The following is a 15523-nucleotide window of genomic DNA, read 5'->3' on the forward strand; positions in this document are numbered from 1 at the left end:
TACTTTTATTTTTAGGGCTAAGCAGAACAATTAAATTTTGCATGCTCCGCCTTCACAACCATCATCACTTGATGAGACTTCAATATCACCTTGAATATCTTCAGCACCATCTCGTGTATTATGATAATAAAGGGTTTTTACACCATATTTATAAGCTGTTAATAAATCAGCTAATAGCTGTTTCATTGGTACTTTATCATTAGGGAATTTAGTTGGATCATAATTAGTATTGGCTGAAATTGATTGATCAATAAACTTCTGCATAATACCGACTAAATGCAAATAACCTGTATTATTTGGGATTTGCCAAAGTAACTCATATAAATCTTTTAATTTTTTATATTCAGGTACCACTTGTTTTAAAATACCATCTTTTGACGCCTTTATGCTGACATATCCTCGTGGTGGCTCAATACCATTAGTGGCATTTGATATTTGTGAGGAAGTTTCAGATGGCATCAATGCTGATAAAGTAGAATTACGTAAACCATAAGTTTTGATTGATTGACGTAAAGATTCCCAATCATAATGTAATGGTTCTTTAGTAAGTGTATCGATATCTTGTTTATAAGTATCGATAGGTAAGATACCTTGAGCATAGGTTGTTTCACTAAATAGTGGGCAGGCACCTTTTTCTTTAGCTAAATTATTTGATGCTTTTAATAAATAATATTGCATTGCTTCAAATGTGCGATGGGTTAAGTTATTGGCACTACCATCAGAATATTTAACTCCATGTTTAGCTAAATAATAGGCATAGTTAATTACACCAATACCTAATGTGCGGCGGTTTATTGATGACGTTTTAGCTGCCGGAACCGGATAATCTTGATAATCAAGCAATGCGTCTAGTGCACGAACGGTTAAATCAGCTAGCTCTTCAAAATCGTCAAGAGATTCAATTTTACCTAAATTAAAAGCAGATAACGTACAAAGTGCAATTTCACCTTTATCATCATTAACATTATTAAGTGGTTTAGTTGGTAGGGCAATTTCCATACATAAATTGGATTGATGTACTGGTGCCAGTTGAGCATTAAATGGGCTATGAGTATTACAATGATCAACATTTTGAATATAAATTCGGCCAGTTGATGCTCGTTCTTGCATTAATAATGAAAATAATTCAACTGCTTTAACTACGCGTTTACGAATATTAACATCTTGTTCATATTGATGATAAAGTGCTTCAAATTTGTTTTGGTCGGCAAAGAAAGCATCGTAAAGACCCGGCACATCTGATGGACTGAATAAAGAGATGTTTTCATTTTTAATTAGACGTTGGTACATTAATTTATTGATTTGTACACCATAATCTAAATGTCTTACTCGGTTTTCTTCAACGCCACGGTTATTACGTAGGACTAATAAACTTTCAACTTCTAAATGCCAGAGTGGATAAAATACTGTAGCTGCGCCACCACGAACACCACCTTGTGAACATGATTTAACTGCAGTTTGGAAATATTTATAAAAAGGGATACAGCCGGTATGAAATGCTTCACCACCACGAATGGAGCTACCTAATGCTCGTATACGACCCGCATTAACACCAATTCCAGCTCGTTGTGAAACATATTTTACAATCGCACCAGCTGTGGCATTGATAGAATCTAAGCTGTCATCACATTCAATTAATACACACGAGCTAAACTGGCGAGTTGGTGTACGAACCCCAGCCATTATTGGTGTCGGCAATGAAATTTTAAATGTCGAAACGGCATCATAGAAACGTTTGATATAATCTAAACGACTCTCTTTTGGATAGTTAGCAAATAAACACGCGGCAACTAAGATATATAAGAATTGAGCACTTTCATAAATTTCACCGGTTACGCGATTTTGAACCAAATATTTACCTTCAAGTTGTTTGACGGCTGCATAGGAAAAATTCATATCGCGCCAGTGGTCGATCATTTTATCCATTTGCTCAAATTCTTCTTGAGTATAATCTTCAAGAAGGTGTTTGTCATAGCGTTCACTGGCAACAAGTTTTTTTACATGTTCATAAAGTGATGGTGGTGTAAATTGATTGTAGGCTTTTTTACGTAAATGAAAGATAGCTAAACGAGCAGCTAAATATTGATAATCAGGCGCATCTTGAGAGATAAGATCAGCTGCTGCACGGATAATAGTTTCATGAATGTCCGAAGTACGAATACCATCATAAAATTGAATATGTGAACGTAATTCAACTTGAGAAACAGATACATTATCTAATCCTTCCGCTGCCCAAGTGATTACTTTGTGGATTTTATCAAGATCGATAGGTTCTTTTTTTCCATCACGTTTAGTTACTAGCATTGATTTGTTCATTATTCATTTATCATCCATTTTTATGTTTTAATGGAGCGTATGATAATTGATAATTGTCAAAATATACAATATATAGTACCTATTAATCATTTTATTACTATATGTAGTATGCTTAATAAACAGTGATCGGTAATTTATTAACGAAAATCAATGATTACGGATAATATTTTTTGTATTGGTTTTTAATAGTAAAAACGATAATGATAGGTGCTATCAAAGAAAAATAAAAATTGCCAATGATAAGCTCTACCTATGAATAGATAGAGCTCTAAATATAAAATGACAAATTTAATTAGTATCGACCGCTATACATAAGCCATTTTTATCTTGGCTCTCTTTTTTGCAGTGATATTTACCATCATATGGATGTAAGTCACAAAATTTGTTCATTGTCGGATCATAGACCCAAATTCTTTTTCGTTTATTATTTTCTTTTAATGCAGGAGCCCATGAGTCTGGGTAGGATTCTTGTGTTGGATAACCCCATTCACTCATTAATGAACCTATTTCACGAGTAAATATTGCTTCTTTTCCTGCATTGAAATCTGCGTTACTCAGTTCATCTGCATTAGCAATACGATAATTACCTGGTAACTGCTCACATGCTTCGGCAATTTGTAATGCTTTTCCTATTGAACTAACACCCGTTCCTATGGTAGCTAGATCCCATCCAGAATACCATTGTGTTATAGTGAATCCATAACGGATTTTGTAACCATTAGTTTTATGAGTGCCTTCTAAAATGACTTCATAACCGGTATTGTTACCCATGATGTAATTCCAAGCTATCAAGGTATTTTTTGCATTATCAGTACCAAATCTTAGTGTGACAAAGTCGTTGCTCGCACTGATTATTGGTTCACTGACAAGTTCTTTCCCTTTTAACAGTTGCCAATCATATTGGTCGGCCATGCCTTTTTGAGCAAGCGTTAGGTCAAATTGCGCACCATAAAAAGCAGTAGTTGGAAAATTGCTTGATTCTGTATTTGATTGAATTAAGAAACCATAATTTTTATTCCATTGGTTTTTTTTGCCACTTTGGGCTTCATTTGGTTGTAACGAAGGTCGTGCATAACAAAATCCATTATCTTCCAATAAGGTATACATTTTCGATGGGCTATCAATAATGTTTTCATTAGGGTATTGATTTGAATTAGGTAGTCCATATTGAGTATATAATAGTACACCATCTGCTTCTAGTTTGATTTTATAAGGCGCATACCACCCTTTTTCTGATAATGAGCAAAATGTATCGCTATCTTCTGGTTCAAATTCAATAAGTTGATTTTTAGCATTGGTATAATACCATTTCATGGTAATTGCACTACTGGTATCGATTGCAGATAGTTGATCACCATCCTCATCAACAAATTGGCTATTATCAGGAAGTTTTATAGGAGCGACTTTGATGTTATTTTTAAATGGATAACTTGTTGAATATGGCATTTTTTTGACTTCATCACCGTAATAGTTCTTACCATCGGTATTTAGGCCAAAAAGATCAAAGTCTTTCATATTACTTTCTAATTTTGCTGATAATAATGGCTTATTACCATGAATAGCTTCAACGGTTTTTGAATCGAGCGAACCATAGCTAGAGGAAGATACTAGTAATAAAAGTAGCATTGACGATATTATCTTTACAGACATCTCGATAATTTGATTCACTGTTAAATTCCTTTTTATTCATGTTTTATCATTCTAATTTAGTAATTTATAAGTATTTGATAAAATGATATTTTTATTTTTTTTATGTTTTTGTGGCGCTGATTATAAAGCAAACAATCTCTTTAGTCGATCTCAAAGACAACTAATCATTATTTTACTTATAAATAAATATTCATGTTTTTAACATATATTTGATAAATAACAATATTTAAGATTTTGTCTTTCAATATTTGATAATTTATACAATTTAGTGATAATAATTACATGAACAATAAATAACCTTCATCTTATTGAGGTTATTTTCACCAATAGATTGCAAACTAATAAGTTATTTGTTAGTACTAATTATCCAAAATCATAAAAAACTATTATTGGATAGTTGGTTAATAGTTATTAAGCAGTCGTATCAAAAATTGCTAGTTATATTCAGCTACTGCTGTGCATAAGCCATTTTTTAAATCACTTTCAGCGACACAGTGATAAACTGCTTGATAAGTATGTAAATCACAGTATTTTTTTTGGTCCGGATCATATAACCAAATTCTTTTGTGTCTAAGATCTTGTTTATCATTGGCCGCCCAAGAGTTTGGGTATGCTTTTTGACTAGGGTCTCCCCATTCACTGAAAAGCGTGCCTATCTCTCGAGTATATTTAGCTTTAGCCGCCTGTAAGCTGGAATTAACCACTTCGTTAGTATAACTTATGCGATATTTTCCTCCGCCAGCTAAGGCGCTACAGCTTTCATCCACTTTAGGCCCCGTTGTAACAGAGGCACCAGGTTCACCAATTTTATTTTCATCCCAACCAGTAAACCATCTAACGAGGGTAAATGAATATTGAATAGTGGTATTTTTTTGGGGATTTTTTCCTTCTACAATAACCGTATATCCATCATCAGATCCCATTATATATTGCCAAGCTTTTGCTGGATCTTTAGCGTCTGGCATATCAAATGATACTGTAACATCTTGAGTTTTGTCGTCTTTGTTAACTTGTACCAATTCACCACCTTGTTTAACTGACCACTCATAATCTTTAGCCAATTGTGCATTAGTCAAAATTAACTGAAATCGCGCACCATAAAAACCGGTTGTAGGAAAGTTTTTGCTAGGATCATTTCTCGATTGTGGTAAAAAGCCATTATCTCGATCCCATTGTGATATTCCATTAGCTTTGGATTCTTTTGGTTTTATTTCTGGTTTAGCATAACAAATTCCGACATCATCCATAATGGTATAAGTTTTTGACGGTGGTGTTGTTACATCGTCATTAGGATAGACAAAGTAGTCAGGATGCCCATGCGTGGTTACTAATAATAAAGAATCAGCTGTCAATTTTACTTTGAACGGAGCATTTATATTTTTTTTGGCTAAAGAACAAAATGTGTCATTATCTTTTGGAACAAACGAAACTAATTTATTTTTTGAATTGGTATAAAACCATTCCATTTTAATATTGCCGTTTGCTTCAAATCCAATTAATTCATCACCATCAGCATCATGGAACTCATTTTCATTTGGATATTTCATTGGAGCAATTGCAACTTTATCTTTGAAAGGATAGTTACTCATGAGAGGTAAATGATCGACCTCCTCACCATAATAATTTTGATTGTAGACTTTTAAACCAAATAAGTCTAAATCGTCCATATTCATTTCTAACGGTAGTGATAAATGTGGTGGTGATCCTACTATCGTTTTAGCCGTCGTTTGCGAAAGGCTAGCTTCTGAGGACTGGATTGATTGGAATAACAATACTAAATAAAACCATAGTGCTAAATATCTACTGCTCGTTAAGTAACTCACGGTATATTCCCTATATTTCATTTTTCTTTAATTATTTCTTAGAAAGGCTTTTTTTGCGTGCAAGATTTCACGAATGATTATAGGTTAAACGATAGTTTATAGCGAATGATTTATTGTAAATGATTGTTAATTTCTAAAATTAATATTGATTTTTTTTGCATTAACACTTTGTTAAATAATATTTTTTGTTTTTTATTTCTATCAATTCTACTTTAATTGTTGTTTGTTCTTTATGTGGATTAATACGCTTCGATTATTGCTAATTTAGGTTTTGACGAATAATCAATGTAATTTTATTTGATAAAATATATTAAAATTATATGTTAATTTTATTTCGATTTATAGCGTTGAATACTACTCGCTTTATTTTGATCTTCTAACCACGCTAATTTTTCAGCGTAATTTTTTTCAGCCCCTCGTTGGCTGGGATAATAGTATTTAGTTGCCGCCATTTCTGGTGGAAAATAGTTTTCACCGGCAGCAAAGGCATTAGGTTCATCATGGGCATAACGATATTGAGCTCCATAACCTAAATTCTTCATTAATTGGGTTGGTGCATTGCGTAGATGTTCTGGTACATCATAATCTGGCTGAGATGCGGCATCTTTCATTGCTTGGTTAAATGCAAGATAAACAGCATTACTTTTGGGTGCACAAGCAAGATAAACGATTGCTTGGGCGATAGCGCGTTCGCCTTCAGCTGGCCCCACTCGGGTAAAACAGTCCCAAGCAGCTAGTGCTACTTGCATTGCTCTTGGATCGGCATTACCAACATCTTCTGAAGCTATTGCTAATAATCGACGGGCAACATAGAGTGGATCACCACCAGCCGAAATGATTCTGGCATACCAATAAAGCGCTGCATCAGCTGCAGATCCTCTAATTGATTTATGCACGGCCGAGATCAGATCATAAAAACGATCGCCTTGATTATCAAATCTTGCACTACGCTCGCCAATGACTTCTTTTAGTAATTCTGGTGTAAGGGCTTGGCCATCGGACATATCAACCAATAATTCGAGTGTATTTAGTGCTCGCCTTGCATCACCGCCAACAAACTCAGCAATTTGTTGTTTAGTTTGCTCAGGAAGGGTAATTTGTAAGTTACCATAACCCCGATCAGTATCATCCATTGCTTGTTGTAAAATTTGCTCAATATCATTATTAGTCAATGATTTAAGTAGATATACTCTTGCACGAGATAAGAGTGCCGAATTTAATTCGAATGATGGGTTTTCAGTCGTCGCGCCGATAAAGGTTACCGTACCATTTTCGACATAAGGTAGGAATGCATCTTGTTGACTTTTATTAAAACGATGGACTTCATCAACAAATAAGATGGTTCTAACACCAGATTGCTGGTTAATTTTGGCCCGTTCTATTGCTTCTCGAATATCTTTTATGCCAGAAGTAACCGCTGAAATACGTTCAACTTTAGCGTTGGCATGATGGGCAATAATTTCTGCTAAGGTGGTTTTACCTGTACCAGGCGGTCCCCACAGAATCATTGAGTGCAGATGACCCGCCTCAATAGCCTTGGGTAGCGGTTTATCTTTACCCAGTAGCTGGCTTTGACCAATGTATTCCGATAAATTGCGTGGACGCATCCTTGCAGCTAAAGGTTTAAATTCATCTGAACCAAATTCAAAAGAGAGACTAGGCATGGTGTACTATATACCTGTAATTACAAAATATGGTTATTATATACCGCTTCATTAATAATAGTGAAAAAGAAAAGAAAATATCTTCCACAGCAAACAGAAAAACGGTAATATTTTGAACTAAATTAGTTATTAAAATAAATGATTATTGAATATATTTTATTATACAAAATACATAAGGATTGGTAATGAAGAAGTTTTTAATGTTAATTGGGTTACTTACAAGTCTTTCTGCATGGGCAGGCGATAAAGAGGTGTTACAAGAACGATTAGCTAAAATTGATGGATTTTATGCACGATTTTCACAAGATGTCAAAACAGCTGATAAGCAACCAGTTCAACAAGGAAAAGGTGATTTATGGGTGACAAGACCCTATTATTTTAATTGGACAATGACTGAACCTGATGAAACTTCGATTATTTCTGATGGCACTAATATGTGGGTCTACACTCCAGCCGTTGAACAAGTGAGTGTAATGAGTTTGAAAAAAGCGGTAGATAATCGTTTAATGTTGCTAATTACTGATAGCCATAATCCAATTTGGAATGCCTATAATGTTACACGTAAACAAGATTCTTTTACCTTAAAACCGACTGATGGCTCTAATCAAGATTTTGTTATTTCGGTTTTACCAACCGGCATGATTTCGAATTTTACGATTATTGAAGAAGATGGTCAGCGCAGCTTTTATGATTTATCTCGTCAAACTTTAGGCAAAGTTGCGATGGATAAGTTCAAGTTTACACCACCTGCTGGGGTGACAATTGACGATCAACGCTAATTATTTTAGCAATATCTAATTTTTTTCGATTCACGAATTGATACACTTTGCCTACTAATGCAAAGTGTTTTAATTTGCTTTTAAGTTATTTTTGAGTTTTGCTGTTAAATTGGCTATTTACTCTCTCTCAATGCTCCATTTCATTAATACTGATAACTGGGTTATCAGAAAAGAGGTAGTGATCGCGTTTGGTTTCGAAATCTTCGCTAGCTGCATCAAATAACATTTTTTTTGTATTTTCTAAATGTTGCCACATGGCTAATTTAGCCGCTTTAGGATCTCGATTAATTAACGCTTCTAAAATTTTATCATGTTCATCCCACCAACTTTCAATATCTTGTTGTTGTACATGTTCATGAAGTTTTTTCCATAAAGGATTTAATGTCCGTTGCTGCCACGCTTCTTGAACAATGGTGATCAAAGCAGTATTGCGGGTAATCATTGCAATTTGAGTATGGAATTTTAAATCCCAATCAGAATCTCGATAATGATCTTCTTTTTTGGCGTTATGCTGAATTTCTAAAAGTTTAACAATATCATCTTTAGTAATTTGAGTGGCGGCAAATTCAGCGATATTACTTTCAATAAGTTGCCGAGCTTGTAGTAACTCAAAAGGGCCTGTAGTCGAAAAATTTAAACCTTGTGAGGCGGTAATAATATTATTTTGCAAACTATTGGCAATTACATGGATGCCAGACCCTTTACGTGCATCAACATAACCTTCAACTTCAAGCATGATAATGGCTTCTCTGACAACTGATCGGCTAACTTTTAACTCTTCACAAATTAATCTTTCGGAAGGTAATTTACTGCCAACTGGATAAATACCATTAATAATTCGATTCTTAAGTTCAGTTGCTATGACTTGATAAAGTCGTTGATATTCGTTCTGTTCTTGGGTCATGGTGAAGTTGGCATAAATCCTTTAAGTTTTCTCAGACTTTTAAAATAACATCTAATTGCTTTAAGTTAAATAATATTGCTGTAATTTTTTCAAATAAACATACTTGTCAGCTAACTTTTAATAAAAAATATCCCTTTATATATTATGGGTATGAGCTAATTCTGTGATGTATGTCAACTTTTTAAGTTGTCTTATATGTTAATATAAGACAAAATATTGACATCTAAACCTACTAGTTAATCACTGCTTTTTGGAGAATAAAATGAGTTTTTTAACTGAAAACTTTTTGCTTGATACTGAATTTTCTCGTCAACTTTATCATGATTATGCTGCTGAACAGCCAATTTTTGATTATCACTGCCATTTACCACCAGAACAAATTGCCAACGATTATCAATTTAAAAATTTGTATGACATATGGCTAAAAGGGGATCATTATAAATGGCGGGCAATGCGTACCAATGGTGTTGCTGAAAAATTCTGTACTGGTACTGATGTTAATGATTTTGAAAAATTCAAAGCTTGGGCTGAAACTGTACCTCATACTATTGGTAACCCTCTATATCATTGGACTCATTTAGAACTTCGTCGTCCTTTCGGAATTGATAATATTTTATTATCACCTTCAACCGCCGAGAAAATTTGGAATAGTTGTAATGAGATGTTAGCCACTCCGGAATTTTCAGCTCGCAGTATTATGAAAAAAATGAAAGTTAAAATGGTAGGAACGACAGATGATCCAATCGATGATTTAACGCATCATAAAACTATTGCTCAAGACAGTTCATTTGACGTTAAAGTTTTACCAAGCTGGCGTCCAGATAAAGCATTTAATATTGATTCTGAATTTTTTGCTGATTATATGCAAAAACTAGCTATGGTTGCCGATCTTGAAATTTCTAATTTCCAGACTCTTTGTCAAGCTTTATCAAAACGTATGGACCATTTTGCTGCTCATGGCTGTAAGATTTCCGATCATGCATTAGATACAGTGGTTTATGAAGAAGCAACAGAAAAAGAATTAGATACTATTTTCAGTAAGCGATTATCTGGTCAAGTGTTGACCACAAAAGAAGTTGCTCAATTTAAAACTGCGGTACTTATCTTTTTAGGTGTTGAATACAACAAACGTCAATGGGTCCAACAATACCATATTGGCGCATTACGTAATAATAATTCCAGAATGTTTAATTTAATGGGACCTGATGTTGGATTCGATTCTATTAATGATTCACCGATTGCCCAGCCTCTATCTCGTTTATTAGATGCACAAGCTAAACAAGATGCGCTACCTAAAACGATTTTATACTGTTTAAATCCTTCTGATAATGAAATTCTAGGCACGATGATTGGTAACTTCCAAGGTGCAGGTATTCAAGGAAAAATGCAATTTGGTTCAGGTTGGTGGTTTAATGATCAAAAAGACGGCATGATTCGTCAAATGACACAGCTTGCCCAACTTGGCTTATTAAGTCGTTTTGTTGGTATGTTAACTGATAGCCGTAGCTTCTTATCTTATACTCGCCATGAATATTTTAGACGTATTTTATGTCGCATGATTGGACGTTGGGTTGAAGATGGCGAAGCGCCTCGTGATATCCAATTATTGGGACAAATGGTTAAAAATATTAGTTTTGATAATGCTAAAAATTATTTTGGTATTGAATTAAGTTAAGAGTATTAAGTCGTTGTAATTAGAGTAATTAAATAAGAGTTAAAGTAATGAAAACATTAAATAGAAATGATTTTCCGGGAGCAAAATATACAACGCGTGTTGTTCAGTTTGGTGAAGGTAATTTTTTACGTGCATTTTTAGATTGGCAATTAGATATTCTTAACGAGAAGACTGATCTTGATGCCGGTGTGGTTGTGGTGCGTCCATTAAATACCGATTTTCCGCCATCATTGAGTATTCAAGATGGTTTATATACCACATTAGTTCGTGGGTTAAATGAACAAAATGAAGCCGTAAAAGAGTTTAGACTGATTCGTTCAGTGAATAATGAAATCAATGTATATACTCAATATGATGAGTATCTTGAGTTAGCAAAAGATCCAAATATTCAATTTATCTTTTCAAATACGACTGAAGCAGGAATTAGTTATGTTGAAAGTGACAAATTAACCGATAAACCTGCAACTAGTTATCCAGCTAAATTAACCGCTTTTTTATATGAAAGATTTGTTCATTTTGCTGGTAGTAAAGAGAGTGGTTTAATCATTATTCCTTGTGAATTAATTGATTATAACGGTGATGCACTCAAACAATTAGTACTTAAGTATGCTAATCAATGGAACTTGTCTGACAAATTTGTTGATTGGCTGGAGAATGATAATTTATTTTGTTCAACTTTAGTCGATAGAATAGTTCCTGGATATCCGAAAGCACAAATTGCCGAACTTGAAACAGAATTAGGTTATAAAGATAACTTTATTGATTCAGCTGAATATTTTTATCTGTTTGTTATTCAAGGACCACAATGGTTAGCAGAAAAGCTATGCCTTGATAAATGCGATATGAATATCAAAATTGTTGATGATATTAAACCATATAAAGAGCGTAAAGTGGCGATTTTAAATGGAGCACATACCGCTCTGGTGCCAGTTGCTTATTTAGCTGGTATTGATACTGTTGGTGAATCAATGAATGATGCACAGATCTTATCTTATATAAAAGAGACTATCTTCGATGAAATTATCCCTGTTTTGGATCTACCTCATCAAGAGTTGGTTGATTTTGCTGACTCAGTGATTAGCCGTTTTAAAAATCCATTTATTGAACATCAACTGATGTCGATTGCCTTAAATAGTATGACGAAGTTTAAAACCCGTATTCTTCCTCAATTAATCAATTATCAAAAAGTGAACGGGATATTACCTAAACATTTGGTGTTCTCTTTTGCGGCATTAATTGCTTTTTATCGTGGAGTGCGTAATGAGCAAAGTTACCCATTACAAGATGATGCAATTTGGTTACAACGCTTTAATAGTAGTTGGACAGCGATTGCTGAGGGTAAAAGTTCATTAGAAGATTTAGTTCATGTTGTATTAGGTGATACAGACCATTGGCAGCACGATCTACTAAGTATCCCGCAATTAGCACAAACATTAACACAGTATTTAACGATCATAATTGACGATGGTATGCGTCAAGCAATTGAAAAATGTATTGCTGGCAGCAAATAGTATGAGTGATTCAATGATTAAATTTATAAAAATTAATAATAAAGATAATGTTGGGGTAGCATTATCTGATTTAGAAGCACATGAAGAAAATATTGTCGTAGATGGTTTGGTCATTGACCTAAAAGAACCAGTTAAACAAGGGCATAAATTTGCCCTTAACGATATTGAGCAAAATGAAAATATTATTAAATATGGCTTACCAATTGGTCACGCTACTCGCTTTATTAAGGCTGGTGAGCATATTCATTCACATAATTTGAAAACCAATTTAAGTGATATTAATGATTATCAATATCAACCTCGTTTATCTAAAAACGATCTGTTACATGAGATAGCTGATAAAGAAGTACAGATCTATCGACGTAACAATGGTGAAGTAGGTATCCGTAATGAACTTTGGATTATTCCAACTGTCACTTGTATTAATGGTATCGCCGAACAAATTGTTAAACAATTTTGTGATGAGTTAAATAATCAATTAGATATCGACGGTATTACAGTACTTGAACATCCTTATGGTTGCTCTCAATTAGGACAAGATCATCAAAATACTAAAACTATATTACAAAATTTAGTTAAACATCCTAATGCGGGCGCTGTATTGGTAATAGGGCTTGGTTGTGAAAATAACCAAGTTTCTGAGTTTAAGGCAGATTTAGGTGAGTATGATGAATCTCGAGTTAGATTTTTAATTGCTCAGCAAGAAACCGATGAAGTGGAAGCTGCATTGGTTCACTTAAGAGATCTTTATGCGATTATGAAACAAGATAAACGCCAAATAGGGCGCTTAAGTGAATTGAAATTTGGTTTGGAGTGCGGTGGTTCAGATGGTTTTTCTGGCATTACAGCCAATCCAATGCTCGGTCTTTTTTCTGACTATATTGTTGCTCATGGTGGTACTAGTGTACTAACGGAAGTGCCAGAAATGTTTGGTGCTGAAAATATCTTGATGTCACATTGTGTTGATGAATCTACTTTCGATAAAACCGTCGATATGATAAATGACTTTAAACAGTATTTTATTTCAAATAATCAACCTATCTATGAAAATCCTTCGCCTGGTAACAAGGCTGGTGGGATTACAACCTTAGAAGAAAAGTCTCTGGGATGTACCCAAAAAGCGGGCGGCAGTGAAGTTATTGATGTCCTTAAATATGGTCAAATGTTAACTAAACATGGACTGAATTTACTAAGTGCACCAGGTAATGACGCTGTAGCTACTGGGGCTTTATCGGCTGCTGGATGTCACATGGTTCTTTTCACTACAGGAAGAGGTACGCCTTATGGTGGAATTGTACCAACAGTAAAAATTGCAACTAATACGCAATTGGCCGACAAGAAAGCCAATTGGATCGATTTTAATGCCGGTAAGCTTATACAAGGTGTGTCCATGCAATCTTTGTTGCTAGAGTTTATTGAGCATATTGCTTTGATCGCTAGTGGTGAAAAAACTCGAAACGAAATCAATAATTTCAGGAATTTAGCCATCTTAAAAAGCGGCGTAACTCTCTAGGCATAAATTCAATAGTTAATACCTATGACATTAAGTCCTTCGGGACTTAATGCGGGGACCCTTTTTTTTAAAATAATATAGGTATCTTTTATGAACGAAAAAAAAGAGAATAAAATTACATGGTTAGTAAGATTCTCATATGGTAGTGGTAATTTAATAGGTAGTGGAGCATTAGCGATTAGCGGTGCTTGGTTACTCTATTTTTATACCACTTTTTGTGGATTAAGTGTGGTACAAGCTGCACTAATCTTTTCAATTGCCACTTATCTTGATGTCATTCTCAATCCATTGATGGGCTTTATTACTGATAATTTTTATCAAACTAAAATAGGTCAACGATTTGGACGACGTCGATTCTTTATTTTGATAGGCATTCCTCTAATGGTTATTTATCCTATGCTATGGATCGATGGTATGGGATTTTGCTATTACCTCATAACGTATATTTTATTTGAGATTATTTATACCAGTATTATGATTCCATTTAATACATTACCGGTTGAAATGACCGCTAACTTTTCGGAGCGTACTTATTTAACTGGTTCGAAAGCGATGTTTGGTAAAGTAGCGAACTTCTTGGGGGCGGCAATTCCCGGTGTATTTTTTTATTTTTATAGTAAAGAATCGGCAACCCCATTTTTATTAACCGGAATCACCTATGCAACTATTATGATGTTAGCGTTAATTTTGTTGTATTGTAATAGCTGGGAAAAACCTAAAGATGAAGTAAAAGATGAGTCAGTTCATAGTTTTTTTGAGGCTATCAAAAAGCTGTTTATTGATATTCTATCCACCTTCCGTATTAAAACATTTAGAACGCATTTAGGCATGTATTTATTTGGTTTTGGTGCTGAATGGTTATTTACAGCGGTATTTACCTATTTCATTGTTTTTAGTCTCGGTGAACCACGTTCATTTGTTGCTTCAATGAATTCATTAAGTAGTATTTGCCAGTTAGTTTCCACTGCCTTTTTTATGATGTATTGTGCCAAAAAAGGCTTTAAAAAACCTTTTATTATCGCTCTATTAATTGTTGTCTCATCAATGATAGGTTATGTCGGTATCTATTACTTTAATCTACCACATATTACTTGGCTTGTAGTGGGTATTACCATTTGGTTTGGTTTAGGAACCGGCGGTGTTTACTATATTCCTTGGAGTGTATATGTATTTTTGGCGGATGTAGATGAGGTTGTAACCAATAGACGTCGAGAAGGGGTTTATGCTGGAGCGATGACCATGGCGGGTAAATTAGTTAGAGCTTCAATTGTGTTTGTTCTTGGCATGATATTAAGTGCATATGGGTTTGAATCGAAATCTCATATTCAGCCACAAAGTGCGATTGATGCAATTAATGGCATTATTTTGTATGGTGTTATTGGCATGGCTTTAATTGGTGCATTCTTTGCATGGCGAATGAAACTTGATCATGCTACTCATTCTATCATTATTAATGAAGTTGCCCGTATCCGACAAGGAGGCAAAATGGAAGATGTTAGCCCTGAAACTCGCAAAGTGGTTGAGGAATTATCTGGCATCAATTATGAAAAATGTTTTGGTAATAATAATATTGGTTTCAAACAAAAAACGACTAAAACGGAATAAATTCTTAATCAGGATCAGCTGTGCTGATCCTAAAGTTTAAAGTAACAAAGCAAATATTTAAGCCACATTAAATGGGGTATATT

10 protein-coding genes are annotated in these 15523 nt (G+C 34.3%); 5 read left to right on the top strand and 5 right to left on the bottom strand.

Going from position 1 to position 15523, the window contains the following annotated elements:
- Nucleotides 1–30: 30 nt before the first annotated feature.
- The 4 genes from nrdA to AC5LWZ_RS03575 form a co-directional block, all read right to left on the bottom strand.
- Entirely contained in the window at nt 31–2316 is a 2286-nt protein-coding gene (gene nrdA, locus AC5LWZ_RS03560; RefSeq protein ID WP_110448486.1) for a class 1a ribonucleoside-diphosphate reductase subunit alpha, read from the bottom strand.
- A 288-nt stretch (nt 2317–2604) separates the two neighbouring features.
- Nucleotides 2605–3984, bottom strand: coding sequence for a hypothetical protein (locus tag AC5LWZ_RS03565; protein WP_146208346.1), 1380 nt, complete (start codon nt 3982–3984; stop codon nt 2605–2607).
- Nucleotides 3985–4400: 416 nt separating this feature from the next.
- Nucleotides 4401–5789 carry a hypothetical protein gene (locus tag AC5LWZ_RS03570; protein ID WP_493463975.1) on the bottom strand — a complete coding sequence of 463 codons (1389 nt, stop codon included), beginning with the start codon at nt 5787–5789 and terminating at the stop codon, nt 4401–4403.
- A gap of 329 nt (nt 5790–6118) precedes the next feature.
- Nucleotides 6119–7453, bottom strand: coding sequence for a replication-associated recombination protein A (locus AC5LWZ_RS03575; RefSeq protein ID WP_493463976.1), 1335 nt, complete (start codon nt 7451–7453; stop codon nt 6119–6121).
- Nucleotides 7454–7638: 185 nt separating this feature from the next.
- Here AC5LWZ_RS03575 and lolA point away from each other — a divergent pair, with 185 nt between their 5' ends.
- A complete protein-coding gene (gene lolA, locus AC5LWZ_RS03580; RefSeq protein WP_110448482.1) occupies nt 7639–8232 on the top strand; it encodes an outer membrane lipoprotein periplasmic chaperone LolA in 594 nt (197 codons plus the stop codon).
- A gap of 127 nt (nt 8233–8359) precedes the next feature.
- On the opposite strand, the gene exuR is transcribed toward lolA, so the two are convergent.
- Nucleotides 8360–9136 carry a transcriptional regulator ExuR gene (gene exuR / locus AC5LWZ_RS03585; RefSeq protein WP_110448481.1) on the bottom strand — a complete coding sequence of 259 codons (777 nt, stop codon included), beginning with the start codon at nt 9134–9136 and terminating at the stop codon, nt 8360–8362.
- A gap of 262 nt (nt 9137–9398) precedes the next feature.
- On the opposite strand from exuR, the gene uxaC reads away from it, so the two are divergent.
- The 4 genes from uxaC to AC5LWZ_RS03605 all read left to right on the top strand — a co-directional run bounded on the left by uxaC (nt 9399) and on the right by AC5LWZ_RS03605 (nt 15440).
- Entirely contained in the window at nt 9399–10811 is a 1413-nt protein-coding gene (uxaC, locus tag AC5LWZ_RS03590; RefSeq protein WP_110448480.1) for a glucuronate isomerase, read from the top strand.
- Between the two features lie 47 nt (nt 10812–10858).
- Entirely contained in the window at nt 10859–12322 is a 1464-nt protein-coding gene (locus AC5LWZ_RS03595) for a tagaturonate reductase (RefSeq protein WP_493463977.1), read from the top strand.
- A gap of 13 nt (nt 12323–12335) precedes the next feature.
- Nucleotides 12336–13835, top strand: coding sequence for a UxaA family hydrolase (locus tag AC5LWZ_RS03600; RefSeq protein ID WP_232350160.1), 1500 nt, complete (start codon nt 12336–12338; stop codon nt 13833–13835).
- Nucleotides 13836–13925: 90 nt separating this feature from the next.
- Nucleotides 13926–15440: an MFS transporter gene (locus AC5LWZ_RS03605; protein ID WP_493463978.1), complete on the top strand. Its 1515-nt coding sequence runs from the start codon at nt 13926–13928 to the stop codon at nt 15438–15440.
- The last annotated feature ends 83 nt before the right edge of the window (nt 15441–15523 follow it).

It is taken from the genome of Gilliamella sp. LMG 34362, assembly GCF_984569125.1.

Excerpts from the sequence above, each read along its gene's own strand:
- nrdA (WP_110448486.1), bottom strand. The coding sequence starts at position 2,316 with ATGAACAAATCAATGCTAGTAACTAAACGTGATGGAAAAAAAGAACCT.
- AC5LWZ_RS03575 (WP_493463976.1), bottom strand. The coding sequence starts at position 7,453 with ATGCCTAGTCTCTCTTTTGAATTTGGTTCAGATGAATTTAAACCTTTA.
- lolA (WP_110448482.1), top strand. The coding sequence starts at position 7,639 with ATGAAGAAGTTTTTAATGTTAATTGGGTTACTTACAAGTCTTTCTGCA.
- exuR (WP_110448481.1), bottom strand. The coding sequence starts at position 9,136 with ATGACCCAAGAACAGAACGAATATCAACGACTTTATCAAGTCATAGCA.
- uxaC (WP_110448480.1), top strand. The coding sequence starts at position 9,399 with ATGAGTTTTTTAACTGAAAACTTTTTGCTTGATACTGAATTTTCTCGT.
- AC5LWZ_RS03595 (WP_493463977.1), top strand. The coding sequence starts at position 10,859 with ATGAAAACATTAAATAGAAATGATTTTCCGGGAGCAAAATATACAACG.
- AC5LWZ_RS03600 (WP_232350160.1), top strand. The coding sequence starts at position 12,336 with ATGATTAAATTTATAAAAATTAATAATAAAGATAATGTTGGGGTAGCA.
- AC5LWZ_RS03605 (WP_493463978.1), top strand. The coding sequence starts at position 13,926 with ATGAACGAAAAAAAAGAGAATAAAATTACATGGTTAGTAAGATTCTCA.